The organism is Roseomonas sp. TS2 (assembly GCF_058833935.1).
Genome location: NZ_JCACVY010000020.1, coordinates 1 through 26,156, shown reverse-complemented (window position 1 = coordinate 26,156; position 26,156 = coordinate 1). Strand labels below are relative to the sequence as shown.

Here is a 26,156-nt window from a genome sequence, read left to right as displayed (position 1 = left end):
GGGACCTGTCCACCCCTTCCCGTCAGGTTTTGCGGACGTTCCAGAACAGCGGAAAGCCGCGCAGCACGCCTTCCAGGTTGCTCCGATAAGCCGCCGCCTGCAGGAACTGCCCGGCCGGAATATAGGGTACATCCCGGAAGGCCTGTGCCTGAAGCCGCGCGGCAATGCGCTGCTGTTCCGCGAGCCCTGACGCCGCAAACCATTCGCCGACAAGGCTCTCCACCTCCGGCAGGTCCGGCCAGCCTGCCATCGCCCTGTCGCCATTGCCGCGCAGCGGCGCGCTCAGTGCCGGATTGGTCATGTCCACACCCGTCAGGGCGGTCATGTAGCAGCTCCAGCCGCCATTCTCGACCGGCTCGCGGCTCGAGCGGCGTGCCGTCAGCGTGCCCCAGTCAGAAAGCTGATAGTCAACGTTCATGCCGCATTTCCGCAGCATGTCCGCGGCGACCTCGCTGAGTCCGTGGATGAAGGTGGGGTCCGTGGCGCCCAGCAGAACCACCTTCTCGCCCTTGTAGCCGGCAGCCTCCAGCTCCCGCTTCACCTTGGCGTAGTCGCGCGGGCCCTGGAACACGCCCATGCCCTCGTCGCTGGCCATCGGCGTACCAGGAGTGAAGAAGCCGACAGGCGCCTTCCACATGGCCTGGTCGTCGCCCGCCACGGCCATCATGTAATCGGACTGTTCGAAAGCGCCCAGCAACGCGCGGCGGATGCCCGGATTGTTGAAGGGCGCGTGCAGGTGGTTCAGCCGCATGAAACACATCATGCCGGCCTGCTCCTGCACCGCGACCCGGACATTGCGCATGCGCTTCAGCAGCGGAAGCATGTCGTTGGCCGCGAATTCGAGCCAGTCCTGCTCGCCCGCCCGCAGGGCGGCGGCGGCGGTGGAGGCTTCGGGGATGGTGGTCCATTCCACCCTGTCCACATGCACCACCTTGGGGCCCGCCGTGCCGTCGGCCGTGCCCGAACCGCGCGGCACATAGCCCTGGAACCGCTCATAGACCGCCCGTGCGCCGGAGACGCGCTCGCCGGGAACGAAGCGGAAGGGACCGGATCCCACCATCTCGGTCACCTGGGTGAACGGGTCGGTCTTGGCCAGACGTTCCGGCATCATGACCGGCAGCAGCGGCGGCAGCTTGCCAAGCGCCTCGGGCAGCAGCGGGAAGGCGTGCTTCATGCGGAACCGGATGGTCTTGTCGTCCGGCGCCGAAAGCTCGTCCGTCGCGGCGAGCAGCGCCTGGCCGAAGGGATCGCGCGCACCCCACCGCCGGATGCTCGCCACGCAGTCCCGTGCCAGGACCTTCTCGCCATCGTGCCATGCGAGCCCGTCACGCAGGGTCAGCCGCCAGAGGCGGCCCTCCTGTTCCATGATATGCCCTTCCACCATCTGCGGCGAGGCGCGGAAGTTGCTGTCCTGCCCGTAGAGCATGTCGAAGACCATGTAGCCATGGTTTCGCGTCGCATAGGCCAGGCTGAAGACGGGATCGAGAAAGCTGAGGTCGGTCTGCGGGATGAAGCGCAACACCTTGCTCTGCTGCGCGAGGCCGAGCGAGGGCGCGGCGAGGGTCGCCGCGCCGGCCGCGAGGAATGTACGACGCCTCATGTCTCTGCTCCTGCTGATGAAGGCATTGCGGTCAAACGGGCTCAGGAGCCGGTCGCCGCGGGGGCCGCGCGGGCGGTCAGCCATCCGCCATCGACCACCAGCACCTGCCCCGTGACGAAGGAGGCATCATCCGAAGCAAGGAAGGCGGCGACGGAGGCGATCTCCTCAGGGCGCCCTGCACGGCGCAGCGGCGTGGGCGCCAGCATGTTCGCAACGTAACGCGGATTCTTCAGGTGATCGGCGGTCATCGCCGTCTCGATCACGCCCGGGGCGATGGCATTGACCAGGATGCCCTCCGGCCCCAGGTCGCAGGCCAGCTGCCGGGTCAGCTGCGCCACTCCGGCCTTGGCAACGGCATAGGCCGCCGTGCCTGGGTAGCCGACGAGCCCGAAGATCGAGGACAGGTTGATGATTCGCCCGCCCGGGCGGGCCAGATGCGGCAGGCAGTCCCGCGTCACGCGCAGAACCGCCTTCAGGTTGATGTCGACGAAGCGGTCGATCAGCTCGTCATCCGACTCTTCGAGCGTCCGGCTGCCACCGATGCCCGCGTTGTTCACCAGGATGTCCAGCCTCCCGAAGGCATCGAGCGCCGCCGCCGCGAGACGTCCGCCGGCGCCCTTTTCATTGACATCCAGCGAGACGGCCACACCGCCGAGCCCGCGTGCAACGCCTTCCACATCGGCGGAGCGGTCGGCGAGGACGACCCGCGCGCCATCCCGCGCAAGGCGCGCCGCCGTCGCGGCGCCGATGCCGCCGGCGGCGCCCGTGACAATGGCCACGCGCCCGGAAAGGCGTTGTTGTTCGGTCACGGCGCGTTTCCCGTCATCAGCGCGGCAGCGGGGAGGGCGAGGCGGCTTGGCCACCCTGCCGGGCGCGGAACTCCTGCTGGACCTGGTCCAGGGTCAGGAAATCGGCGCCCATCCTGCCAAGGCCGTCGATCAGCTTCTCCATCATCAGCATCCGGTGGCCACGGCCGCTGACATAGGGATGAAACGTGTAGACCAGGACGCCCCACTCCGTGGTGCGGCACATGTACTCGAAATCCGCCAGCCAATTCGCCAGGACCGCATCGGCATTGGCCAGGCCGGGCATGATGCCCGCCGCGGTGCGGAAGAACTCGAAATGCGGGTGGTCGTCGAGCGACCAGCTGATCGGCACCTCGACCAGATCCGTCGTCTCGCCAAACGCCAGCGGCGCATCGACCGCGACCTTGTCGCCGCGGCGGGCGAAGTAGGGCTCGCAGTCATGGCCCATCATGCTGCTGTCGTAGCGGCATCCATGTTGGATCATGAGGTCGATGCTCTGCGCACTGAGGTCCCAGGCAGGGGACCGGTAGCCGGCCGGGCCCTGCCCCGTCAGGCGCCGGATGGACTCCACGGCGCGGGCGAACTCCTCGGCTTCCTGCTGCGGCGGAAGCTCGGCGGGCGGAATGTGGCTCCAGCCGTGGTGGCCTATCTCGTGCCCTCCCGCCACCACGCGCTCGCAGGCTTCCGGGTAGGTCTCGATGACGACGCCGGGGATGTACCAGCTGCCCTTGATCCCGCGGCTGGCCAGCAGGTCCAGGATGCGTCCGGCACCGACCACCCCGAACTCTCCACGTGAGATCGGGGTTGGCGTCATCATGCCGCGCGCCGCGAAGCCAGACCAGGTATCGAAATCATAGGAGAGGCAGGCGATGTGGCGGGGCAATCTGCATATCCTCTTCAGATGAGGCCCAAATTCAGGCTTGGCGCTGCGCGGGCAAAGGGTGCGGAACAGGCTCCGCTTCTCCAAAGCACGGCCGCTGACCAGAGCAGAGCAAAACAACCTCAAGGGAAAGACCGGCCAACAGGTTATCCAACACCGTATTGACCAGCGATACTTTCATATTGAGTAATGGTGTTGGAGAGTTCTGGCCGTGTCAATGAAGAACCCTCCGGCCTTCAGCCGGCCGGCGCAACGTTGCCTCGGCCCGCCCACCGGCCTGCACGCGCCGCCTTCCTGCGGACGCACCGGACCGATGCTTTCGGCGCCGTGTCCGCAATCCTTGCGCCGCTGCTGCAGGCGCGTCAGGCCCGGCGGTTGTGTGCTGCTGGAGGGTCCACAAGCGTCAGTCCTTGGAGATGCTGGAAATGGGTCAGGCGACCATGGCGGGCAGCCTGACACCCTTGCCCCGGACGGACGCGGGGCGGTTCAGGGGACAGCACGGGGCACCACGCGCTTGCCGCCCTCATTGACCGCAGGGGCGATGATCGCGCCACGGTTGCCGTCGCGAACCTTCATGTGGGTGGCGTCGAGCCAGAGACGGGGCCTCCATGCTCCGCTCAGCGGCGGGCCAGCATGTCACGCATCTGGCCGACGCCGGCGCCCTCAGCCAGCCGCGGCGGCGGCACTGGGAGGGCGCACATAGCGGCAGGCAGCGTCGTTCGCCCGCTCTGCCGCGCCGCGCTCCCCCGGCGGGCCGTAGCCGCCGCCGCCCGAAGTCTCCAGCCGGATGGTGTCGCCCCGCCGCAACGGCAGGTTGTTCACCTTGGAGGGCAATGGCCGCCATTCGCCATCGTGGATCAGGTAGAGCGCGCCAGCGCTGCCCGGCTCACCACCTTCCAGCCCGTAGGGGCGGAACTTGAAGCGTTCCAGATTGGCGGTGAAGACCGCCGCGGCGCTGTCCACCCGCCATTCGCGGAACAGGCCCAGCCCGCCGCGGTGCCGCCCGGCGCCGCCCGAGCCATCCAGCAGGCCATAGCCCGTCAGGGTCAGTGGCACCTCGGCCTCGATCATCTCGACAGGGATGGAGGCGTTGTTGTGCATGCCGTAGGCCCAGGCGTTCAGCCCGTCCTGGTCGTGATAGGCGCCGGTGCCGCCGATCTCGATCTCGACCAGCACGCCGCGCGCGCCATCCTCGCCGATGGTCTGGAAGGAGCAGACATAGGAGACGCCGTAATAGGCCGCCGGCACCCGCCCCGGCACCGCCTGGTGCAGCGCGCCGAACATGGTGGTGGCCAGCCGGTGCGCCACGGCCACGCGGTTGGCCACCGGCGCCGGGTGGCTGGCATGCACGATGCTACCCTCCGGCGCGATGATGCGCACCGGCCGGTAGCAGCCGGCATTGGCGGGGATGTCGCTGTCGGCCACGGCCAGCACGGCATAGGCCACCGCCGAGCCGGAGGAAGCCAGCGTGGCGTTCACCGGCCCCGCCGCCTGCCGGCCGCAGCCGGAGAGGTCCACCACCATCTCCTCGCCCCGCACCTCGATGGCGGCGTGGATGCGGATGGGGTCGGGCAGGATGCCGTCATCGTCGAGGAAATCCTCGAAGCTGTAGCGCCCGTCGGGGATGCGGCCGATCATCGCGCGCATGGCGCGCTCCGAGCCGTCCAGCAGCTGGCGGCAGGCCTCCAGAATGGTGGCGGCGCCGAAGCGGGCGGCGAGGCGCTGCATCGTCCCCTCTCCCACCGCGAGGGAGGCGAGCTGCGCCTGGAGGTCGCCCCACAGCATGTCCGGGCGGCGGACATTCTGGCGCATCATCGCCAGCACGTCCTCGTTCATCACGCCGGCACGCACCAGCTTCAGCGGCGGGATGCGCAGCCCCTCCTGGAAAATCTCGGTGGCCGTGGCGGCGTAGCTGCCGGCGGCCATGCCGCCCATGTCCAGATGGTGGCAGAGCGTGCCGACGATGGCGATGCGCCGGCCACCGACCACCACCGGCCGGAAGGCCAGGATGTCGGGGATGTGCTGGCCGCCGCAATAGGGGTCGTTGGTGATGACCACATCGCCCTCGTCCCATGCCTCCAGCGGCAGGAAGTCGCGGATGATGGTGAGCAGGCCGGCGCTCATCGAGTTCAGGTGGCCGGGGATGCGGGCGGACTGGGCGACGTTGTATCCCTCCGCGTCGAACACCGCCGTGGAATAATCCAGCATCTCGCGCACGATGGTGGAGCGGCTGGTGCGCCAGACGGTGACATCCATCTCCGCCGCCACGGCGGTGAAGGCGTTGCGCAGCACCTCGAGCGTCACGGGGCCGAGGGTGGGCGTGGGTGGAGGTGTGGCGTTCATGCGGCGTCTCCCTGCGGCATCCTGCGCGCGATCAGCGTGCCCTCCGGGCCGGGCGCGCAGCGCCAGCCGGCGCTCAGCAGGATGGTGGTGTAGTCCTCCTCGATCAGCGCCGGGCCGGAGGTCTCGCCCGTGATGGCGGCGCGGCGGTGCACGGCCACCGGCTGCCAGCGCCCGTCCAGCAGCACGGGGCGCGTCTCGGCGGCGGGCAGCGCGGCGGCGGCCTCGCCGCGACGGATCTCGCCGGCGGGCAGCAGGCCGGTGGCCGAGAGGCGCAGCGCCACCAGCTCCACCGGGGCGTCCGGGTTGGCGTAGGAGAAGCGGGCCTGATGGCTCTCATGGAAGGCGGCCAGCACGCGGGCCAGAGCTTCCTCATCCGCCGCCGCCTCCGGCCAGGGCACCACCAGCTCCGAGGCCTGGCCCTTGTAGCGCAGGTCGGCCGAGACGGCGGTGCGGCGCTGGTCCGCCGGCACGCCATCCTCCTCCAGCAGGGCGGCGCCGCGCGTGCGCAGCTCCGCCAGGGTGGCGCCGATGAAGTCCAGGCTCGCCGCCGTGGCGGGGATCACGCGGCTGCGCGCCAGGTCGTGCACGATGTTGGAATGCAGGATGCCATAGGCGGAGAAGGTGGAGGCATCGGCGGGGAAGACCACCTCGCCGATGCCCAGCTCCTCGGCCACCGGGATGGCGTGCAGCCCGCCGGCGCCGCCGAAGGAGAGCAGGCTAAAATCGCGCGGGTCCAGCCCCTTCTCGAACAGGCTGAGCCGCGCGGCGGTGGCCAGGCTGGTGTTGGTGACGGTCATCATGCCTTCCACCGCCGCCTCCGGCCCGAGGCCGAGCGGCGCGCCGAGCCGGGCGCGGATCGCCTCCCGCGCGCCGTCGAGGTCGAGCGCCATGCGGCCGCCCAGGAAATAGCGCGGGTCCAGCCGGCCCATCACCAGATTGGCGTCGGTCACGGTGGGCTCGGTGCCGCCGCGGCCGTAGCAGACGGGGCCGGGGCGGGAGCCGGCGCTGCGCGGACCGACGCGCAGCCGCCCCGCCTCGTCGATCACCGCGATGGAGCCGCCGCCGGAGCCGATGGTGCGGATCTCGATCATCGGCAGGCGCACCGGCAGCTCGTCGATCTCGCCCTGGGTCATCTGCGTCACCGCGCCCTCGCGCACGACGCAGACATCGAAGCTGGTGCCGCCCATGTCGACGCCGAGCAGGCTGGGCCGCTCCAGCGCCTCCGCCATGCGCAGCGTGGCCAGCGCCCCGCCCGAGGGGCCGGAGAGCAGCAGCCGTGCCGGCTGGCGCGCCGCCACCTCGGGCGAGCAGACGCCGCTGTTGGACTGCACCAGCAGCAGCCGCGCCCGCAGCCCCGCCGCCCGCAGGCGCGCCGAAAGCTGGCCGAGATAATGGCCCACCACCGGCATCAGCAGCGCATTCAGCACCGTGGTGGAGCTGCGCTCATACTCGCGGATCTCGGGGCTGATGTCGGAGGAGAGCGAGACCGGCAGGCCGGGGAAGCGGCGGGCCAGCCATTCGCCCAGCATCGCCTCATGCGCGCCGTTCACATAGGCATGCAGCAGCGTGACGGCGACGGCCTCGGCCCCCGCCGCCTCGATCCGCGCGGCCAGCGGTTCCAGCGCAGCGGGGTCCAGCACCCGCTCGGCGGTCCCGTCGGCGCGCATCCGCTCGGGCACGCCGAAGCGGCGGTCGCGCGGGATCAGCGGCGCCGGGCGGCGCTGGCGGGCGGCATAGATGTCCCGCCGGGCATGGCGGCCGATCTCCAGCACATCCTCGAAGCCGGCGGTGGTCAGCAGCACGCCGCGCGCCAGGCGCCGCTCCAGCACCGCGTTGGTGGCGATGGTGGTGCCGTGCAGCAGCAGCCGGATGTCCGGCAGGGCGAAGCCGAACTGCGCCGCCGCCTGCTCCAGCCCGGCTAGCAGGCCGATGGAGGGGTCCTCGGACGTGGTCGGCGTCTTCAGGCTGTGCAGGGTGCCGTGGCGCTCGTCCAGGATCTGCAGGTCGGTGAAGGTGCCGCCGATGTCGATGCCGACGCGGATGAAGGGATCTGTGGACACGGAGGCTCCGGGAGCGAAATCGGGAGGGAGGGTCATGGCGGCGCTCAGCCCATCATCGCCGGCAGCCACAGGGCGATGCGGGGCCAGACCATCAGCAGGCCGACGGCCAGCAGATAGGCCAGCAGGAAGGGCATGACGCCGGCGAAGACATCGGTGATCGGCCCGCCGCGCGGGCGCATGCCCTGCAGCACGTACATCACCGTGCCGTCGGGCGGGCTGATCTGGGCGATCTCGACCAGCATGGTGACGACGACGCCGAACCAGATCGGGTCATAGCCCAGGCCGACGACGATGGGGAACACGACCGGCACCGTGGTGATGATCATGGAGAAGCCCTCCATGAAGGTGCCGAGGGCGAAGTACATGCCGATGATGGCCAGCATGATGACCCAGGGCGGCACCGGCAGCCCGCCGATCAGCCCGACCACCGCCTGCGGCACGTTGATCAGGGTCAGCACGTAGTTCAGCAGGTAGGCGCCCAGGATGATCAGGCCGAGCAGCGCCGTGTTGCGCGCCGTGGCCTCGGCGGAGGCGTTCAGCATGCGCCAGGAGAGCTTGCCCTCGAAGGCGGCGAAGCCCGCGGCGCCGACCACGCCGAGCGCCGCCGCCTCGGTGGGCGTGGCGTAGCCGCCATAGATGGAGCCCAGCACCAGCAGCATCAGCAGCAGGGTCGGCACCAGGCCGCCCAGGGCGCGCAGCTTCAGGCCGATCGGCACCGGCGGCGGGCGCTCCATGGGGTTGCGCAGCCCGTGCAGCACGATGACGGCCACGAACAGCGCCGTGACCAGCAGGCTCGGCCCCAGCGCCGCGATGTAGAGCGCGCCCACCGAGGTCTCGGTGATCAGGCCATAGACGATGAAGGTGATGCCGGGCGGGATCAGGTTGCCCATGGCGCCGCCCGCCGCCAGCGAGCCCAGCACCATGCGCTGGCTGTACTTCGTGCCCTCGAAATAGGGCAGCGCGACCGAGCCCATGGTGGCCGCCGTGGCGACGGAGGAGCCGGAGATGGCCGAGAACAGGGCGCAGGAGGCGATGTTGGTGTGCAGCAGCCCGCCCGGCAGGCGGTTGAGCCAGACGTTCAGCGCCCGGTAGAGCCGGTCCGACAGCCCGGCGCGCAGCAGGATCTCGCCCATCAGCAGGAAGAGCGGCACCGCAATCAGCACGAAATTGCTGGAGGGGCCCCAGAAGGTCTGGCCCGCGAACAGCCAGAAGGGGCGGTCGGAGAACAGCAGCCCGGTGAGCACCGCCAGGATGCCCAGCACCGCCGCGATGTGCACCCCGGCGCCGAAGAACACCAGGAAGACCGCGACGAGGCCCATGATCTCGGCCAGCGGCAGAGCCGGGCCGCCACTGGCGGCGGCGAAGAACAACAGCCCCAGAAGGCCCAGGAGGAAGACCAGCGCGATCATGCGGCCTGCCCCTTCCGCGCCATGGCCACCGCCTCCAGCGCCTCGCCGGCCTCGTCGTCGATGCTGCGGGAGCCGAGCAGCGCATCCGCCTCGCCGAAGCGGCCGCAGAGCAGGGTCAGCGCCGCCTCCAGCAGCAGGGCCGCGATCATCAGCAGGAAGACCAGCAGGCCGAAGGCCCAGATACCCTGCGGCAGGGCCAGCGGGATGTGCAGGGCGCTGTTGTCATGCGCGTCGAAGAGCAGCGATTCGTCGAGCAGCGACCAGCCGGCCCAGGCCAGGAATGCCGCGAAGCCGCCCAGCAGCAGCAGCGCCAGCACATGCAGCGTGGCGCGCGGCCGCAACGGCAGGCGGTTGACCAGCACATCCACCCGGATATGCGCCCGCGCCGCCAGGGTATGCGCCAGCGACCAGGAGATGCCGCAGGCCAGCATGTAGCCGGTGATCTCCACCGTCGCGGCGCTGGAAACGCCGAAGGCGGTGCGCCCGACGATGTCGGCGGTGATGAAAAGGGCGCAGAGGATGTAGTTCCAGCCGGCGAGGTAGGCCATGAGCCGCCCGGCCCGGTCCAGCCCCGCGCGCAGGCCCCGCGCCAGCCGCAGCGGCGCCGGGGCGGCGGCCCCGGCCCGCGCCGTCACGGCCGGTACTCCACCTTGGAGATCGGCGCGATCATCCGGTTGTAGATCTCGCCGCAGCGCGCGCCGCAACGCTTGACGAAGCCCGGCAGCACCGTGGTCTGCATCGCCTCGCGCACCAGGGCGCGGTCGTCCTCGGTGGCCTTGACCTCGGTCATCGGGCGCGGCGCGAGGCTGTGGATCCTGCAGGCCGCGGCATTGCCCGTGTTGCAGTCGATGCCATCGCGCGTGGCGGCATCGCCCAGGGTCCAGAGCGCGTCGGTCATCCGGGCGAAGGTGTCTTCCAGCAGGGCGCGGGCGGCGGGGTCCAGCCGGTTCCACCAGGAGAGGTTGACCATGTAGCCGGCCACCGCCCAGGAGAGCGGCAGATCGGAGATGTGTGAGGAGACCTCCGGCCAGCGGGCGGCGGCGCCGCTGCCGGTGCCCGTCACGGCGCAGTCGACCACGCCGCGCTCCAGGGCGCTGTAGACCTCGGGGAAGCCGATGCTGACCGGCAGCGCACCGATCTTCTGCACCAGATCGACCAGCGAGTTGCCGAAGGTGCGGATCTTGCGCCCCCGCAGATCGGCCAGGCTGGTGAAGGCGCTGCGGCAGAACAGCACCTGCGCCGGAAACGGATAGACCACCACCAGCCGGGTGTTGAAGCGCTCCAGCTCCTTGTTGGCGAGCGGCAGCATGGCCTCGGCGATGCGCCGGGCCTGGCCGATATCCGGGCTGAGGCCGGAGAGATCGATGCCATCGAGGATCGGCACATCGCCCGAGAGGGTGGAGAGGGTGCCGGCGCCGATCTCCACCTGCCCCGAGCGGACCAGCCGGACGATCTCGCTGCCCCCCAGGTTGCGCTCGGCATGGCTGCTGACCTGGACCGTGATCTGGCCGCCCGAGGCCTTCTGCAACCCGTCCCGCAGGATCGGCAGGTCGACGGTGGTGTATTGCGGGTTGGTCGGCACCGGCTGCGTCACGGCGGCGATGCTGAGCTTCAGCTCGGGCGGCAGCGGCGACTGTGCCTGGGCGGGATGCAGCAGAGCCAGGGCGGCCGCGGCCAGGCCGCCAGCCAGCAAGGTCTTGAACATGATCGCGGAGCCTCTGTTCTTTTGAGAAGGCTTCCGGGCGACAAGCGTTTCCCTGCCGGCTTGCCGGCCGCTTCCGGGCCGCATGTCCCCTGCGGCTCCGGATTTCGGGCGATTAGGCGGCGGTTTCGAGCCGCTGTCGAATCGTCATTCTGGATAACTTTGATCAGGATTCCTGATCACCTTGCGCCGCTTTCTCCAGTTCTCCGCCGATGGCCGAAGCCCGCTCCGCCACCATGGCGGCCAGGAAGTTGTCGGGTCTGCGCAGGTAGCTGACATAGAAGGCGTTGCGCGGCAGGACGACATCGGTCACCTCCAGCACCCGCAGCAGGCCGGCCGCGATCTCCCGGCGCAGGACCGCCAGCGGCAGAATGCAGCAGCCCGCGCCATCCTGGGCCATGCGGACCATGAGGGTCAGCGAGGCGCTGCCCCAGAGCCGGACATCGGGCGTGCCGCTCGCCGCCAGGGCGCGCTGGATCTCCGCCGCCAAAGGGCTGTTGTGGGAAAAGCTGATCACCGGCCATCGTGTCAGCTCCGCCAGCGGCAGAGGGCCTTCCCGCAGTGGCAAGGCCGGGCTCGCCACCCAACCCAGCGGGAAATGGCAGAGCCGGCGGCTGACGGCGCGCGGGTCAGCCACGGGGCCCACCTGCATGCTGATATCGATCTCGCCCTTCCGAAGCTGGTCGGAGAGAATGTTCGTGGTGTCCACCATCAGGTCGAGCACCACTTGCGGGTAGCTGGCGCCGATCGATTCCAGCAGCCGGGGCATCAGGCTGTGCACCAGGGTTTCGGCCACGCCGATCCTCAGCACGCCACGGACGGCATTGGGCTGCCGGATGGCCTCCTGCAGTTCCTGCTGCAACTCCAGCATGCGCCGGGCATAGTCCAGCACCACCAGCCCCTCGCGGGTCAGCTCACGGCGACGGCTTCCCTGGCTGAAGAGGGTAACGCCGAGTTGCCGCTCCAGCTGGTCGATACGGGCCGAGACCGAGGGCTGCGTGGTGTTGAGCCGGGCGGCGGCGGCCCGGAATCCACCCAGTTCCACAACCCAGACAAAGGTCTCCAGCCATTTCAGGTCTTGCATAAGCCTTTTTGCTCGACCTTTCAGGGCACTTCCACCTGGAACATCGGGCTTCCAGGCCCTATCGGCGCTGCCGACAATCCGGGCCCAAGCTCTTGATGGTCAGTCCATCGTGAGGACGATTTTGCCCTGAATGCTGCCGCTGGTGGCACGTTCATGCGCCCGTGAGACATCAGACAGCGGGTATGTGCTGTCCACGATTACGCGGACGGTACCGTTGGCGAGCAGGCGAGCGGCTTCCGCCAATTGCGCGCCGTTCGAGCGGACCTGTGTCGATGAAACCCTGACCCCCAGCGTCTCAGCTTCCTCGTGATCAATGAAGCCGAGCGGGTTGACCAGGAACAGGGCTCCGCCTCGCTTCACGGCGTGCAGGAAGCGGCCCATTTTCGCACCGCCGACCGCGTCGAGAACGAGGTCCACGTCACACGCGACCTCCTCGGCCGCTGTCGTGGTGTAATCGATGAACTGATCGGCGCCGAGGTCGCGCAGCAACGCCTCGTTCCTGCTGGACGCGACGGCAATAACGCGTGCCCCCTGCCACTTCGCCAATTGGACGGCCAGGTGCCCAACGCCGCCGCTGGCGCCGTTGACGAGAACCGTCTTGCCCTGGAGCGGCACCGGCTCATGCCGGAAGGACTGGAACGGGTTCGGCTCATCGTGGCCCAGCTCGATCAGGAACTGCCATGCCGTGAGCAGCGACATGGGCGCGCCGGCCGCATGGACATGGTCGATGCCCACGGGTTTGAGCGCCAGCTCCGGTGCTGGAATGCTGACGTATTCAGCGTAGGCGCCACTGCCCTTCATCAGGTTCTCGGGAAAGCGCACCATCGCGTAAACTTCGTCGCCGAGGTTGAAGCCCCTCACGTCGTCGGCAACCGCCTCGACGACGCCTGACACATCCGTACCAGGGATAAGGGGAAAGGAGGGGTCGGGCCGCCACTCCGGAGGCAGTGCGCGGTAACCGTCCCGCAGGTACCAATCGGGGGGATTCAGGCCGGCGGCATGGGCGCGGACCAGCACCTCGCCGGGTGCTGCGGCAGGCCGGGGCGCATCCTCGTAGCGGAGCACGCCGGGGCCGCCAAACTCGTGTAGCTTGGCCGCCTTCATCGTCCCTGTAGACATGGCTGTCTCCTTCGCTCCAGATAAGCCATCTATGTGGAGCACTGTCCCGCATATTCGGAGCAGTGATCCGTTTGTCAAGCCGGAGAGCCATGCGCGCCGACGCGAAGAAGAATCATGATCATCTCCTGTCGGTCGCGCGCGACCTCCTGTCCGCGGGAGGGGCGGATGCCTCCTTGCGCGACATTGCGCGCACGGCCGGGGTGGGGCTCGGTACGCTCTACCGGCACTTCCCGACCCGCGAGGCGCTGTTGGAGGCCCTCCTCCGCAGCAGCTTCGACGCGCTGACGGTGCGGGCAGGCGACCTGGAGGCATCGGACACGCCCGGTGCAGCTCTGGTGACATGGCTGCGCGAGACGGTGGCAGTGGCAAGCAACTACAGTGGCGCGATCAAGTCGATGGTGGCCGCGATCGAGGACGAGACGTCGGCGCTCCATGTGTCATGTGTTGCAATGAAGGCTGCCGGTACGCGCCTCCTCGGCCGGGCACAGGCCGCAAAGGAAGCCCGTGCCGATATGGACGGCGCCGACCTGTTCGCGTTCGTCGGCGCGCTTTCTTGGGTAGCGGATCAACCGGCGCTTGCGTCCCGCTCCGACCATATCTTCGGGATCATTGTGGACGCGATTCTGATCAGTCCGGGAGCATCCAAGCTCCCGAAGCTCGGCTGATGGGCGGCACGAGCCTCTTCCATGGCCGGGGGAGCCAGCTATTCCCGCTTCTCGATCCTTCCTGGAGAAGCCGGTGCCGCCCTTACCAGGGGAGGGGGACAGCCAGGGAACGGGAGGTGGCAATGGACCGAACCCGGCGGTCGAATATCCGAAGTCAGACGTCCGCTTCTATCCGGCTAAACCCCTGAGCCTGCCAGTCCGCTCCCGGCCGAACCTTGCCCCCTTCACCCTCGATGAACAGCCTCATCATGCTGGCATCTGGTGAAAAATGGACGCCTGACTGCCGTTCCTCATAATGGTGGACAGGGCCGGAACCGGCCTGGCTGCTCTGAGGCAGTGATGCGATGAGCGGTCACGCCAGGCTGCTGGCCAAAGGCTCGGGTCTGGTTCACCTTGCCCTGATGACGTCCGACGCTGTCCCCGACACGCCAGCCTCCGCCGAGGAGCCGGCATGGCCTTCCTTGTGGCGGATCTTCCCGCCCATCCTGCTGCCCATCTTTCTCGCCGTGGTGGATGGCACCATCGTGGCAGCGGCCCTTCCCGCCATGGCCGGAGCCTTCGGCGACGTGGAGCGGGTGTCCTGGGTGGTGGCATCCTACCTGGTTGCCAGCACTGTGGCGGCCCCGGTGTATGGGCGGCTTGGCGACGCCTTCGGACGGCGGCGCCTGCTGCTCGTGGCGCTGGTGCTATTTGTGATGGCCTCGGTGCTGTGCGCCTTGGCACAAGGCATCCTGTCGCTGACAGCGGCGCGAGTCCTGCAGGGCTTCGGCGGCGGGGGGCTGATGGTGCTGTCCCAGGCGTTGCTTGGCGAGAACGTGCCGCGGCGCCAGCTCGGCCGTGCGCAGGGCATACTGGCCGCGGTGATCGTGGTCTCCTCCACCTTTGGCCCCGTGGCGGGCGGCGTGCTGACGCAGTTCTTCGGCTGGCCCTCGGTGTTCCTCATCAACCTGCCCCTGGGCGCACTGGCCATGCTGCTGGCGCTGCGCCTGCCGGTCCATCCTGTCCGGAGGACGCGGGGTGGCTTCGACTGGCCAGGCCTGCTGCTGTTCGCCGGCTTCGTAGTGCCTCTGCTGCTGGCGCTGGAACAGGTGCAGCCAGTCGACGCCGCGACACTGGTGGGGACCGCCGCCAGCCTCGGCGTGTCGCTGCTCTGCCTCGTGCTCCTCCTGCGGTTCGAACAGCGGGCGGTGCAGCCCTTGTTCCCGCTGGAGATGCTGCGGCGTCCGGCCATGTGGCGTGCCAACGCCATGGCCGCCTGCTCGGGCGCCCTGCTGGTCAGCGAGGTGACCCTTCTGCCGATCCACCTGCAGGCGGTGGATGGCGCTTCGGCGGCTCAGATCGGCTTGCTGATGCTGCCACTGACGGCAACGGTCGGGATGGGCTCGCTGGTAACAGGATGGCTCGTGACCCGTACTGGACGCTTGGCGATCTTCCCCGCGGTCGGACAAACGGCGGCAGCGCTGGGTTTGCTGCTGGTCGCCTTCGGACATCATCAGGCCGGCGCGGTGCTGGGCCCTTGGGGGTTGCCGGCGATGCTTGCCCTTGTCGCGGTGTTCCAAGGTTCGGCGATGCCGGTGGCGCAGGTCACGGCTCAGGCGCTGGCACCGCCTGCCATGCTGGGAGCGGCGGCAGCCTCGGTGCAACTGTCGCGTTCGGTCGGCTCGGCAGCAGGCGTCACGGTCGTGATCGGCGCTTTGTTCGCAATCCTCAGCCAGGACAGCGCGGCCGCCGCGGTCTTCGCCGACATGGTGCGGCACGGCCCCGCTGCCCTGGCCGCCCTGCCGGACGCGATACGCGCCACGACAGCGGCACGGATCGACGCCGGCTTCAGCATCGCCTTCATGGCGGTGGCAGCCTTTGCCGTCATGAACGCCTTGCTGGCCTGGACCTTACCGTTACGGCGCATCTAGAGCGGCTACGCAGGGTGTGGGGTTTTGCGATGGCGCGTTCTTTACAAAGAAGCGCCTGGGCTGTGGCCAAGGCGTTGAAGTCGCTCTTCCATGCTTATCGCAAAGCCCCACGCCCCGTGGGTCAGGCAAGCTTGCGTATAGGAGGGGGGCTCGGGTGCAGCACGATGTGCGTATCCTCGACGTCTACTCGGGCCTCCGGATAGGCCGCCACAGCCTCAGCTAGCGAAGCGAGGAAGCGTGGCTTGAACTGAAACAGGTTCTTGTAACTGCCCCCAAACTGCTGGTGCAGGTCCTTCCAGCCGATCGGGGTGCGCTTGTTGAGGTGGTGCAGCCGGTAGGCCAGCCAGACATAGATATCGAGAGCTGCGGCGCTGTCCTTCAACTGCCGGATAGCCGCGTCCTGCAGAGGTACCGGATGGCGGCGCAACTGGTCGAAGAAGTCGGAGTCCAACAGCACCCGATCTTCGAACAGGCTGCCTTGCCGGTCATCCCCTGTACCCTCCTGGAAGAACAAGCCGGACTTGATGATGCGCTCGTTGGTCATCATCGTGGGACGGCCAGACTTGCTGGGCTCTGTCTGCCATGAGAAGCGCATGGAGCAGGTCGCAATGCGCCGTGCCTGCTCGCGCAGCGTCGAGGCCGTCTCCCCGCCGACCGCCAGGCCGAGCCTCTTCATCCATTCACGCATCGAGCGGCCAAGGCTTACCTCGCGGCTGTCGGTCAGCACGGCCTGCGTCTGGAGATAAATCAGGATCAGGCGGGCGCGCGCTCCGAAAGGCACGCCCATGAGCTTCGGCTGGCCGTCGCCCATCACGATCCGGCCGGGCTCAATGATCAGCGTCAAGGGCCCGACGGTGCGGATCCAGGCTTCATCGTCGCCGGGCTTCCGGTGCGGCAGGGAGGTCAGACACAGACCGGAATAGCTGTAGCCTTTCTGGCCGCTTTCATCTCCGAGCACTTCGCTGGCGATCTTGACCAGGGACTGGTCACTAGGATCCGCCAGCGTCCGGGCCTGCTCGCGGCCATGCAGCAGGACGAGTTGCCGCACTCCCTTCGCTGCATCGGCCATGGCTTCGCTCCGAAATTTACCATCTCATCAATAAGCAAAGTGACGGTTTCAGCCGGCTGTCGCAAGCGTGGGACTTTGCGATGAAACATCTAGGAAGATCTAGTTGTTTACTAATTGGAGTGCTCGCAAAACCCCACGGTATAACCCGGATTCCCTCGCAAACTCCCACAGCCGCATCGCAAAATCCCCCGGGATAACCCGGCTACGGTGGATAACTGCCGCCCGCCTGATCGGCGGGGAATGTGCGGATTCGCCATCCTGCACATCGGCCTCGAGTCGCGCCTTTGATGGAATTCCGTCTCCCTCCTGCAAGCACGCAGTCCCGCTGCTTCAGTTCAAGGCCGTCCGCCGCTTTCCAAACGGGCTGCCGCGAGTTCTCGGAGCCGTTACGTCATGCACAAGAGGTTTTCCTGCCTGATGACCAAATCGCCCCTATGGGGTGGAGCGGCCGCTTGGTGCCGGTCCCTATTTAAAATATCACGTGATAATATTTTGAATGAGATGATTTTTAGTGAAATTATACTAGGATAATATGGCAAAATAGACAATGAGCCGTCGTTACAGTAAAAATTTTTGTAAATTTGATATTCTGTACAGAATGTTCTCTGCCAATAACTTCCTGACTAAGAGGCTGGCTGGAAACGGGAATGGAACGAGGATTGGCTGGCCGGGGCGGGCATGATTTCAGCGGGTTGCCGAGACCAAGTTGGAGCGCCTGATGTGGGCCCTGACCAGCCAGAAGCAGCATAGCCGAGCAGGGCTGCGTATCGCCAGCGACCTGACGGAGACGGAATGGGCAGTGCTGGAGCCGATGATGCCGCAGGCCCGGCGGACGGGGCGGCACCGGACCTGGCCCCCTCGGCTGGTGTTGGAGGCGATCTTCTTCGTCCTGCGGAGCGGTTGCCCCTGGCGCATGCTACCGGAGCGGTTCCCGCCCAAGCAAACCGTCTAAGGCTGGTTCCTGTTTGAAGCGCTGGCTCATCGCCTGGTCCTGCTGGAGCTGGAAAGGTTGGGCCGAGACGCCAGCCCCAGTGCCGCGGTGATCGACAGCCAGAGCGTCAGAACCACTGAGGCCGGAGGTCCGCATGGCTATGACGCGGGCAGGAAGATCAAAGGTCGCAAGCGGCACATCATGGTCGATACCGCAGGGCGGCCTCTGGTGCCGCGCAGCCATTCCGCTGACATCCAGGACAGGGATGAGGCGGTGCCGACCTTGAAGGCTTCGCGCAAACGCTTCCCCTTTATCAAGAAGGTCTTCGCCGACAGCGCTTACGTGGGAGAGCGCGTCGCCAAGGCGACTTGCATCACGCCCGAGATCATCCGCAAACCCAAGGGCCAGATCGGCTTCGCCGTGCAGCCGAGACGTTGGGTGGTGGAGAGAACCTTCGCCTGGCTGAACCGTAACCGCAGGTTGGCCAAGGACTTCGAACGAACCATCGCTTCCGCCGGGGCCTTCCTCTACGCCGCTTCCGTCATGCTCCTCGTCAGGCGCCTCGGTCGTTCCGCATGAGTTTCCAGCCGGCCTCCGACAAATATGGGTTATCAGACATAACTTTGGCTAAAAGCCATCTGATTTACGGCGAGCACGATAATAAAAGGTTATCAGGCTGGTTTAGGGTTGTCATGCAACTCTACAAGCCTTGCGGCGCCAACTTGCGCAGCATGCCGGAGCTTTGAAGGTCGAGCAGCAGTTGTCACTGTTCAGGCCAACTTGGCACGTTTCCCATGCCTACCTGTTGGCTGAGGCTCGGGGCCTGCCATGGTCAGCATGACGTGCAGCGCGGCTGCGCGAGCCGGGATGTCCAGGCGCCTGTACGCCCGGAGCAGCGCGTCCTCGTCGGCGGCAAGCAGGCCCAGGTTAGCCTGGTCCTCTTCAAGAAGTTCCTGGGGTGGCTGCGCGTCCGGGTCGAGGCCGACGAGGTAGGCCACGGAGGTGGACAGCGCCTCTGACAGGCGGACCAGCGATTGGCCGCGGGGCACGCGGGCCTTGCCCTGGCGGATGTTCTCCAACAGGTCCGGGGGCAGGCCCGCGGCACGCAGGGCCTCCTCGGCATTAAGGCCAAGGCGTTCCAGGCGGCCCTCGACACGCTCGATAAGGGGATGAGCTTCGATTTCCATGTCGCCCTCCATACCGTGGCCCTGCAAGGCCATGTTCCATCCTCAATGGGAGACGATCCCACCGCAGCGCTCATCACAGGTCCGGCAACCCAAAAAAGTCCCTGGTTGTGTAGAAATCCATAAGACACTCTCATAACGTGCACTGTGGATCTTAACGGGATCACCCTCTTGGCAACCTCTCGAGAAAGACAAAAGGCCTCAAGATTTCTGTTCGGTCCACGTCCCCTACGGATCCACCTTGCAGCCATTGTCTTTGTTGCTCTCCTGCCAGCACTGAGTGTCGGCGCGGTTGGTGCATGGCTGGCCATGGGCAGCTTCCAGCGCGCCTTCGAGGACCGGCTACGTGACACCGCCCGCGGTGTAGCCCTCGTCATTAGCCGCGAGATTGCCAATCATGTTTCCACGCTGTCCGCCCTTGCCACGTCCCCCTCGCTCGATGGGGGAGCCGATGGGGATCTGAAGGCCTTCTACACGCATGCGCGCCGCGCCGCAGAGGCCGTGGGCTCCTCCGTCGGGCTGGTCGGGCCCGATCTTCGCATCCGGATCGACACTGACCGTGCGTTCGGCGCGAGGCTTCCGACGACTGCCGCCTCTGCGATAACGCGAACAGCGCTGGAGAGGGCGAGGCCGAGTGTCAGCAACCTCCTGACCGGTGCCATCTCCCAACGACCAGTCATTATCGTCAACGTTCCCGTGCTGCGGGAGGGCCGCGGCGTTGCGGTGATCGGCACGCGCATCGATCCGGAACGGCTCTCCGGCCTCCTCGCCGCACCGAATCTTTCAGGTGGCGCCGTCGCGACCATTGCCGACGGCCAGAACATCATCATCGCGCGCTCGCGGGAGGCCGGGAATTTCATTGGCCGGCAGGTTCCGGACTGGTACGCGGAGGCCACCAACGGGCAGACGGACGGCCTAGCCTCCGGCAGGACTTTGGCTGGAGAGGAGGTCAAGCTCGCCTTTCAGCGCATCTCAGGCACCCCCGGATGGACCTTGATGGTGCTTGAACCCATTGCTGCCTACCACGCGAGTTGGCGCCCACCCATCATGACCTTGGTGCTGGGCGGGGCAGCCGCGCTGGTGCTTGCGTTGGCTTTTGCCCTGTGGCTGGGTGGTCGCGTTCTCAATCCCATTGCTACTTTGCAGAAGCAGGCTGAGACCGTGGCGGCAGGAGGCGGGGGAAATACCCTCGTGTCCTTCTCGCCTGCCTCGCATCGCCTGGGTGTCACCGAGTTCGAATCCCTGCGCGCGGCGATCAGTTCCGCAGGTGCGACCATGGCAGCCAGCGAACGGCGTCATCGGGCGTTGGTCGAAGCTGGCGCCGCAGCACTCTGGCGTGCAGAGCCGGATGGCTACATTCTCGAAAGCCGGGGATGGGAACTTCTGACCGGGCAAGGCGGGGAGGAGTTGCGCGGGAGAGGCTGGCTGCGAGCACTGCACCCCGACGACGTCGAGCCGACGGTAGCGGAGTGGCGGCAGGCAATGGCCGAGAGAAGGCCCGTGAGCGTCGAGTACCGCGTTCGGGCACGGGATGGGCAGTGGCTTTGGCACCAGGCGCGGGGTGTGCCGATCCTCGATGACGGGGGCCGGATCGCGGAATGGTTCGGCGTCATCGCCAACATCCATGACCGCAAAGGGGTCGAGGCGGCGCTCGCCGCAAGCGAGGCACGGATGCGCGCTTTGGTGGACACGGCACCCGACGCCATTGTGGTGATGGACGTGCAAGGCATCGTCCAGTCCTTCAACCAGGGAGCTGAGCACATCTTCGGTCATGCGGCGGTGGAGGTGGTTGGGCAGAACATTTCCATGCTGATGCCCGCACCCGATGCGGAGCGGCATGACAGCTACCTCGCGCACTACCTGCGCACGGGTGAGCGGCGCGTCCTGGGCGCCGTCACCAAGCTCGAGGGGCTGCGCCAGGATGGCTCCCTTATTCCCCTCGAAGCATCCATTGGAGAGTGGCAGGACGCGGCCGGCGCACGGTTCTTTACCGGCGTGCTGCGCGACATCACCGAGCGGCGCGCGGCGGAGGAAAAGCAGAACCTACTGGCCCGTGAGGTGGATCACCGCGCCAAGAATGCCTTGGCCGTTGTTCAATCCATGCTGCGCCTGACGCCGGCAAATGACCCCAGATCCTTTGCCGCGGCTGTTGAGGCGCGCGTGGCGGCGCTTGCGCGGGCGCACTCCTTGCTTGCACAGGAAGGCTGGCTGGCGGCTGACCTCCGCACCGTAGCGGAGCGGGAACTGGCGGCCCATTCCCGGCAGTACGAGCAGGAGGAGGCTATCATCCTGAGCGGTCCACCCTGCCGGCTTTCGTCCACGGCGGTGCAGCCCATGGCCATGGTGCTGCACGAGTTGGCAACGAATGCGGTCAAGCATGGAGCACTCTCGGCGCCCGGCGGCAAGGTCCAGCTCGCCTGGCGCCTGGATACCTGCGCCGGATTGCTGTGTCTGCAATGGGCGGAAAGCGGCGGACCGCCCGTTGCGCAACCGACGCGACGGGGCTTTGGTTCACGGGTGATCGAGGCGACAATTCGCAGCCAGCTCGGCGGGACGTTGGCATGGCACTGGGAGAGAACAGGCCTGATCTGTGACATTTCGATCCCCCTCGCGAAGGCCAGTGCGACTGCGCCTTTGGCAGCCGCATAGAAGCTCAACAGGCCAGCCTTGGTCGGGAATGTGCGCCAACTGTCAATCACCGCAACTGCTCAATGATGACCCGAGGAGCGTGATCAAGCCACTTCGCAAAGGAGCCAAGCGAAGACGCTGAGCAACGAAACGGATGGCTGCTTCTGGCAGAGAGGCCGCGAAGCTTTCCACTACCAGCGGCGTCGATCCAACGCTCAAGCCGCGCTTTCCCGTTCCTCAGCCGCCAGGGCGCAAAGACGCTCGGTCAGGCGGTAGGCCTCGACAAAGGAGCCGACGGGCAGGAACTCGAAGCGCGAGTGGAAATTGTGCGCGCCCGTGAAATAGTTTGGCGTTGCCACGCCACGGGCGGACAAAGCGGAGCCATCCGTGCCGCCGCGCATCGCGATCACCTTGGGCGCGATGCCCATCTCCCGCAGCCCGCGGAAGATCAGCTCCACGCAGTGCCGGTCGTTGCCCAGAGCCGCATCGATGTTGCTGTAGCTGTCCTCGATGCGGCATTCGATGCGGGCGCGGGGGTGGCGTGCCCGCAGCGCCTCCACCGCCTCGGCGGCGAAGCGCTTGCGGGCGGCGAAGCGCTCACCGTCATGGTCGCGGATCGAGATCTGCAGCTGCGCCGTGCTCTGGTTGCCGGTGATGCCGTTGCACCACCAGTAGCCCTCGCGCCCTTCCGTATGCTCGGGCGTCTGCAGAGGGTCGAACATGCCCACCAGCTCGGTGGCAATGAGGATGGGGTTCACCAGGACGCCCTTGGCCGCCATGGGATGGGCGGTGACGCCGGTGATGTCTACAGTGACGCTGGCGGCATTGAAGGTCTCATAGACCACCTCGCCCCGCTCGCAGCAGTCGATGGTGTAGGCGAAAGCGGCGGGGAAGCGCGCGAGGTCCAGCAGCTTGGCGCCGCGCAGGCCGATTTCCTCATCTGGCACGAAGGCCACGATGATGTCGCCGCGCGGCGCATCGCTCTCCCTCATCCGGTCCAGCAGCGTCATCACCACGGCGATGGCCGCCTTGTTGTCCGCGCCCAGGACGCTGGTGCCGTCGCCGAGCAGGATCTCCTGCCCGCGATAGGCCAGGATCTCCGGGTGTTCGGCGACACGCAGCCAGATGTCCTGCTCCCGGTTCAGCGGCAGATCGCCGCCCTCGAACATCATGCGCTGCGGCTTGACCTCGGGGGAGAGGCCGACATCCACTGTGTCCAGATGCGCCACGAAGCCGATGCAGGGCGCTCCCGCCCGGTTTCCCGGTAACCGGCCAGTCAGGATGCCATGCGCGTCGAGGTGGATGTCCGGCAAGCCGAGCGCCTCTAATTCGGTCTTCAGCAGCTCCGCCAGCCGGCGCTGTCCGGGGGTGCTGGGTACGATAGTGGCCTTCGCATCGCTCTGGCTCTCAATCGCGAGGTAGCGGAAGAAGCGCTCGATGAGCTGCTCGGCGAGGACGTTGGCCATGAGAAATGCTCCTGTATGTAAAGCCCAAACGCATTGACGCGGCGCACAGAGCATCATCGCCCCTGGGTACCGGCCGCCAAAGGACGAAAAGAAGCCTGGAACTGGCATGTAGCGTTATCAGGCTCAGATCAATTGCTCGGTTTTGAATGCGCATCTGATAATCAGAGGATTGTCGTTTTCTATATCAATGGTGCCATTCTTGCCGAGGAAAAGGTGGGAGGCTACAGGCCGACCTAACTCAGGGTTCGGTCACGCGTAGAGGCCAAGGAAGAGGTCACCCATGGCCAGCGCCGACGCATGGTCTTCCACGGCTGCGCGCGGTGGTAGGTGCGGTCGTGCAGCAGGCGGCAGCGCTGGCAAAGGGCATGAAGGTTGCGCAGGCGGTTGTCGCGCGGGTCGTGGTTCAGTGACCTTAAACCTGGAAACTGGCCCGGCCATTCTGAGAGTTTTCCGGCAGGATTGTTGACCTGAACGGAGGCTGGGTGATGCGGAAGAGCCACTACACGGAAGAGCAGATTGCCTTCGCCTTGAAGCAGGCGGAGCTGGGCACGGCGGTGGCCGAGGTGTGCCGCAAGATGGGCGTGTCGGAGGCCACCTTCTTCCGCTGGAAGCAGAAGTACGGTGGCCTGGGCCCTTCGGAGCTCCGGCAGCTCCAGGAGGAGAATACCAAGCTGAAACGCCTGGTGGCCGATCTTGGCCTGGACAAGGCCATGCTGCAGGACGTGCTGGCAAAAAAGCCCTGACGCCTGATCGTTGGCGCGACCTTGTCCGGCACGTGCAGGACAGGTTCGGCGTGAGTGAACGCCGGGGATGTGCGGCGCTGCGCTTCCACCGCTCTTCGCAGCGTCATAGCTCCAGTCGCGACGACCAGGCGCCCCTGAGACTGCGGATCCGCGAGATTGCCGCGGTGCGTGTCCGCTACGGCTACCCGCGCATCCATATCCTGCTCCGGCGCGAAGGCTGGGCCGTGAACAGGAAACGCGTCTATCGGCTGTACCGTCTGGAAGGTCTGAGCCTGCGCCGCAAACGTCCACGACGGCACGTCACCGCGGCACGACGCCTGGAGCGGGAGGTCGCGACCAGGCCGAACCAGCAATGGTCGATGGACTTCATCTCCGATGCCTTGTTCGACGGGCGCCGATCCGCGCCCTGACGCTGGTGGACAACGATACCCGGGAGGCGCTGGCGATCGTCGTGGACGGTGGCATCCGGGGTGAGCACGTCGTGCAGGCGGTCGAGCAGATCGCGGCACATCGTGGTGCGCCGGAACGGATCAGGGTCGACAACGGTCCCGAGTTCGTGTCGAAGGCGCTGGACCGCTGGGCCTATGAGCGCGGCGTGACGCTGGACTTCTCCCGACCGGGCAAGCCAACCGACAACGGGTTGGTGGAGAGTTTCAACGGCCGCCTGCGCGACGAATGCCTGGACACGCATTGGTTCTTGTCGCTGGAGGATGCCAGGAGCAAGATCGAAGCCTGGAGACGGGACTACAATGCGTGCCGTCCTCACAGTGCCCTGGGGCACCTGACGCCCCAGGAATTCGCTGCCAAAGCAGCCCGGAAGGGCTGCTGATGAAGCCGGAAAGCTCTCCCTGCGGGCGGACCAGTTTCGGGGCTACGGTCACAAGCCCGACGAGTTGCATAGGGCCCGGGCCAGATCAGGGGTCAGGACCAAGGCGCGCTTTGCGCAGGCCTTCAAGCTGACGCGGCGGTTGGTCATTGAGCTGGAGGCAGGAACAGCAAATCCGGCGGCAGAAACGCTGGCAAAGATCGGCAAGCCTTTTGGCTACCAAGTTGGCTTTGTGCCAACAAAGTCCACTGACAGAGCAAGCAAAGAGGACGAGCAGGATGAAACTTGGTCAGATTATAGCTGAGCGTCTGAAAGCTTGTTCGCCGCACACCTGGGTGCCTCGAAGAACCTGTTGCTGCGCTGTGCTGGGGGGCCTGACAGGCACCTGAGGCAGCGATCTGGCCTTGTGGGTAAGCCGGCGAGGTAGGACCTGCCTGGAACTTCGCGAATCCGTCTTCGCTTGGCCTGGCGCTGCTTAGAGCATCCAGCGCCGCGCAAAGCGCTGACCGGCATGGCCGCGAGGCATCACCATATCGCGCATGACAGCGTCCAACACTGAGGACTTCACAGGCGGTGCCGTCGTGACGATGCAGGCGAGCCGTGCGACGCGCTCCCGGACGGTCGGATGGGTTCGGAGCCAACGCAGCCACCAAGCGCCGCTGCGTGTTGCCAGCCGTTCCCAATCATCGCCCTGGAGACGCTCGAGCCGCACCAGGGCTGCCGCCAGCCCGGCTGGATCGCCGGTAAGCTCGACCGCGCCGGCATCGGCAAGGAACTCCCGCCTCCGCGAAAGGGAAAGCGTGAGCAGGTCGCCCACCGTCGGTGCGGCAACGAGCAGAAGGATGGCCAGCGGTGACGGTGCCGCACCGGCAGCCACCAGGGCCGGCAACCAAAGCATCAGCAGCATGGTGCCTATCAAACCCATGCCACGCGTCAGCGTCGCCGCAGCGGCGGCAAGCCGCAGAACACGAAGATCTCCATGCCGGAGATGAGCTATCTCATGCGCGAGCACTCCTGCCACTTCGCGGGGTGGCAAGGTGGTGAGCAGGCCAATGGTCAAGGCGATTACCGGGCTCTTCCGCCCACCGCCGGCCATGGCCTGAATTTGGCTGGAGGGTATCAGGTGAAGCATGGGCACACGCGGAAGGCCGGCGCGGCGTGCCACCTCCTGGGCCAGCGCATAAAGTTCCGGTGCCTGCGCTGGGTGAAGCGGGACGGCGCCGAACACGTGGCGGAATGCCGTGTCGCCAGCGATTGGCTCTAACAGGAGCAACAGCAGCGACGCACCTGCCGCGAGCAGCATGCCGTCAAGACCAGCCAGGAGGCTGCCTGTCATCGCTGCGAGTAATCCAAGGCCGACAAGCAGCAATACCGACTGCAGCCGGTTCAGCTGCTGATGACGACGCAGCGCCGCGCGGTCGAGCCAAAGCGGCTTTTGTATAGGCGCTGCCGCAAGTGCAGCGTTGAAGCAATGGTGCATGCTCTCTCTCATCGTCAATGGCGGGCGGCACGGCGGAGAAAAAGCTCAAAATGATCCGCTGCTTCGAACGCTTCGCGACTCGAAATTTCGGAATGGTTCCGCTGCCGACTGTACTTGGTCAGGGCGGCTCTGGCGACTCGTTGACCGCTTTAGAAGCGTTAATCCTCTTCGCCTGCTTGTAGCAGCTGGCTTCAGTACCAGAACCTTAGAACAGCGTGTGGTTTTGGATGCTGAGTGGCATCAGCCATGGC

General features: G+C 66.8%; 19 protein-coding genes and 2 pseudogenes. 7 read left to right on the top strand and 14 right to left on the bottom strand.

Annotation, left to right across the window (positions count from 1 at the left end):
- Positions 1-22: 22 nt before the first annotated feature.
- The 10 genes from ACZJYS_RS06050 to ACZJYS_RS06005 form a co-directional block, all read right to left on the bottom strand.
- Positions 23-1,600: an ABC transporter substrate-binding protein gene (locus ACZJYS_RS06050; protein WP_493176485.1), complete on the bottom strand. Its 1,578-nt coding sequence runs from the start codon at positions 1,598-1,600 to the stop codon at positions 23-25.
- Between the two features lie 41 nt (positions 1,601-1,641).
- Positions 1,642-2,409, bottom strand: a complete 768-nt coding sequence (locus ACZJYS_RS06045) for an SDR family NAD(P)-dependent oxidoreductase (RefSeq protein WP_493176483.1) — start codon at positions 2,407-2,409, stop codon at positions 1,642-1,644.
- Between the two features lie 16 nt (positions 2,410-2,425).
- Entirely contained in the window at positions 2,426-3,289 is an 864-nt protein-coding gene (locus tag ACZJYS_RS06040) for a polysaccharide deacetylase family protein (RefSeq protein WP_109519118.1), read from the bottom strand.
- A 660-nt stretch (positions 3,290-3,949) separates the two neighbouring features.
- Positions 3,950-5,629: a hydantoinase B/oxoprolinase family protein gene (locus ACZJYS_RS06035; protein WP_493176481.1), complete on the bottom strand. Its 1,680-nt coding sequence runs from the start codon at positions 5,627-5,629 to the stop codon at positions 3,950-3,952.
- The gene (locus ACZJYS_RS06030; protein WP_493176479.1) at positions 5,626-7,689 is read right to left on the bottom strand and encodes a hydantoinase/oxoprolinase family protein; all 2,064 of its coding nucleotides are present in this window, start codon (positions 7,687-7,689) and stop codon (positions 5,626-5,628) included. The genes ACZJYS_RS06035 and ACZJYS_RS06030 overlap by 4 nt, the downstream gene beginning before the upstream one ends.
- A gap of 44 nt (positions 7,690-7,733) precedes the next feature.
- Positions 7,734-9,098 carry a TRAP transporter large permease gene (locus ACZJYS_RS06025; protein WP_493176477.1) on the bottom strand — a complete coding sequence of 455 codons (1,365 nt, stop codon included), beginning with the start codon at positions 9,096-9,098 and terminating at the stop codon, positions 7,734-7,736.
- On the bottom strand, positions 9,095-9,733 hold the full coding sequence (locus tag ACZJYS_RS06020) for a TRAP transporter small permease subunit (protein ID WP_109519115.1): 639 nt from the start codon (positions 9,731-9,733) through the stop codon (positions 9,095-9,097). Before ACZJYS_RS06020 ends, ACZJYS_RS06025 begins: the two co-directional genes overlap by 4 nt.
- A complete protein-coding gene (locus ACZJYS_RS06015) occupies positions 9,730-10,803 on the bottom strand; it encodes a TRAP transporter substrate-binding protein (protein ID WP_493176474.1) in 1,074 nt (357 codons plus the stop codon). The genes ACZJYS_RS06020 and ACZJYS_RS06015 overlap by 4 nt, the downstream gene beginning before the upstream one ends.
- Positions 10,804-10,966: 163 nt before the next feature.
- Positions 10,967-11,884, bottom strand: coding sequence for a LysR family transcriptional regulator (locus ACZJYS_RS06010; protein WP_493176472.1), 918 nt, complete (start codon positions 11,882-11,884; stop codon positions 10,967-10,969).
- 99 nt (positions 11,885-11,983) lie between these two features.
- Complete coding sequence (locus tag ACZJYS_RS06005; RefSeq protein WP_493176470.1) at positions 11,984-13,003, bottom strand: NADP-dependent oxidoreductase; 1,020 nt, start codon at positions 13,001-13,003, stop codon at positions 11,984-11,986.
- An 89-nt stretch (positions 13,004-13,092) separates the two neighbouring features.
- On the opposite strand from ACZJYS_RS06005, the gene ACZJYS_RS06000 reads away from it, so the two are divergent.
- Positions 13,093-13,668, top strand: coding sequence for a TetR/AcrR family transcriptional regulator (locus ACZJYS_RS06000; RefSeq protein ID WP_493176468.1), 576 nt, complete (start codon positions 13,093-13,095; stop codon positions 13,666-13,668).
- A 344-nt stretch (positions 13,669-14,012) separates the two neighbouring features.
- Positions 14,013-15,578 carry an MFS transporter gene (locus ACZJYS_RS05995; protein ID WP_493176466.1) on the top strand — a complete coding sequence of 522 codons (1,566 nt, stop codon included), beginning with the start codon at positions 14,013-14,015 and terminating at the stop codon, positions 15,576-15,578.
- A gap of 121 nt (positions 15,579-15,699) precedes the next feature.
- On the opposite strand, the gene ACZJYS_RS05990 is transcribed toward ACZJYS_RS05995, so the two are convergent.
- Positions 15,700-16,647, bottom strand: a complete 948-nt coding sequence (locus ACZJYS_RS05990) for a replication protein RepA (protein ID WP_109519109.1) — start codon at positions 16,645-16,647, stop codon at positions 15,700-15,702.
- A 718-nt stretch (positions 16,648-17,365) separates the two neighbouring features.
- Here ACZJYS_RS05990 and ACZJYS_RS05985 point away from each other — a divergent pair.
- Positions 17,366-18,157, top strand: a pseudogene (locus ACZJYS_RS05985) (IS5 family transposase).
- A gap of 191 nt (positions 18,158-18,348) precedes the next feature.
- On the opposite strand, the gene ACZJYS_RS05980 reads toward ACZJYS_RS05985, so the two are convergent.
- Positions 18,349-18,798: a hypothetical protein gene (locus ACZJYS_RS05980; protein ID WP_379638814.1), complete on the bottom strand. Its 450-nt coding sequence runs from the start codon at positions 18,796-18,798 to the stop codon at positions 18,349-18,351.
- A gap of 273 nt (positions 18,799-19,071) precedes the next feature.
- Between ACZJYS_RS05980 and ACZJYS_RS05975 the strand changes: the two genes are divergently transcribed.
- A complete protein-coding gene (locus ACZJYS_RS05975; protein WP_493176463.1) occupies positions 19,072-21,411 on the top strand; it encodes a PAS domain S-box protein in 2,340 nt (779 codons plus the stop codon).
- 194 nt (positions 21,412-21,605) lie between these two features.
- Here the strand turns inward: ACZJYS_RS05975 and pepT are convergent, their stop codons facing one another.
- On the bottom strand, positions 21,606-22,856 hold the full coding sequence (gene pepT / locus ACZJYS_RS05970) for a peptidase T (RefSeq protein WP_493176461.1): 1,251 nt from the start codon (positions 22,854-22,856) through the stop codon (positions 21,606-21,608).
- A 485-nt stretch (positions 22,857-23,341) separates the two neighbouring features.
- Here pepT and ACZJYS_RS05965 point away from each other — a divergent pair.
- A pseudogene (locus ACZJYS_RS05965) lies at positions 23,342-24,428 on the top strand (IS3 family transposase).
- A 139-nt stretch (positions 24,429-24,567) separates the two neighbouring features.
- Positions 24,568-24,729 (top strand): hypothetical protein, encoded by a 162-nt coding sequence (locus ACZJYS_RS05960; RefSeq protein ID WP_493176459.1) that lies wholly within the window; start codon positions 24,568-24,570, stop codon positions 24,727-24,729.
- Positions 24,730-24,900: 171 nt separating this feature from the next.
- On the opposite strand, the gene ACZJYS_RS05955 is transcribed toward ACZJYS_RS05960, so the two are convergent.
- Positions 24,901-25,905, bottom strand: coding sequence for a zinc metalloprotease HtpX (locus ACZJYS_RS05955; protein ID WP_181378354.1), 1,005 nt, complete (start codon positions 25,903-25,905; stop codon positions 24,901-24,903).
- Between ACZJYS_RS05955 and ACZJYS_RS05950 the strand changes: the two genes are divergently transcribed.
- A partial coding sequence (locus ACZJYS_RS05950) for a hypothetical protein (protein ID WP_493176456.1) occupies positions 25,904-26,156 on the top strand: 253 nt, incomplete at its 3' end. The two genes, ACZJYS_RS05955 and ACZJYS_RS05950, sit on opposite strands and share 2 nt — an antisense overlap.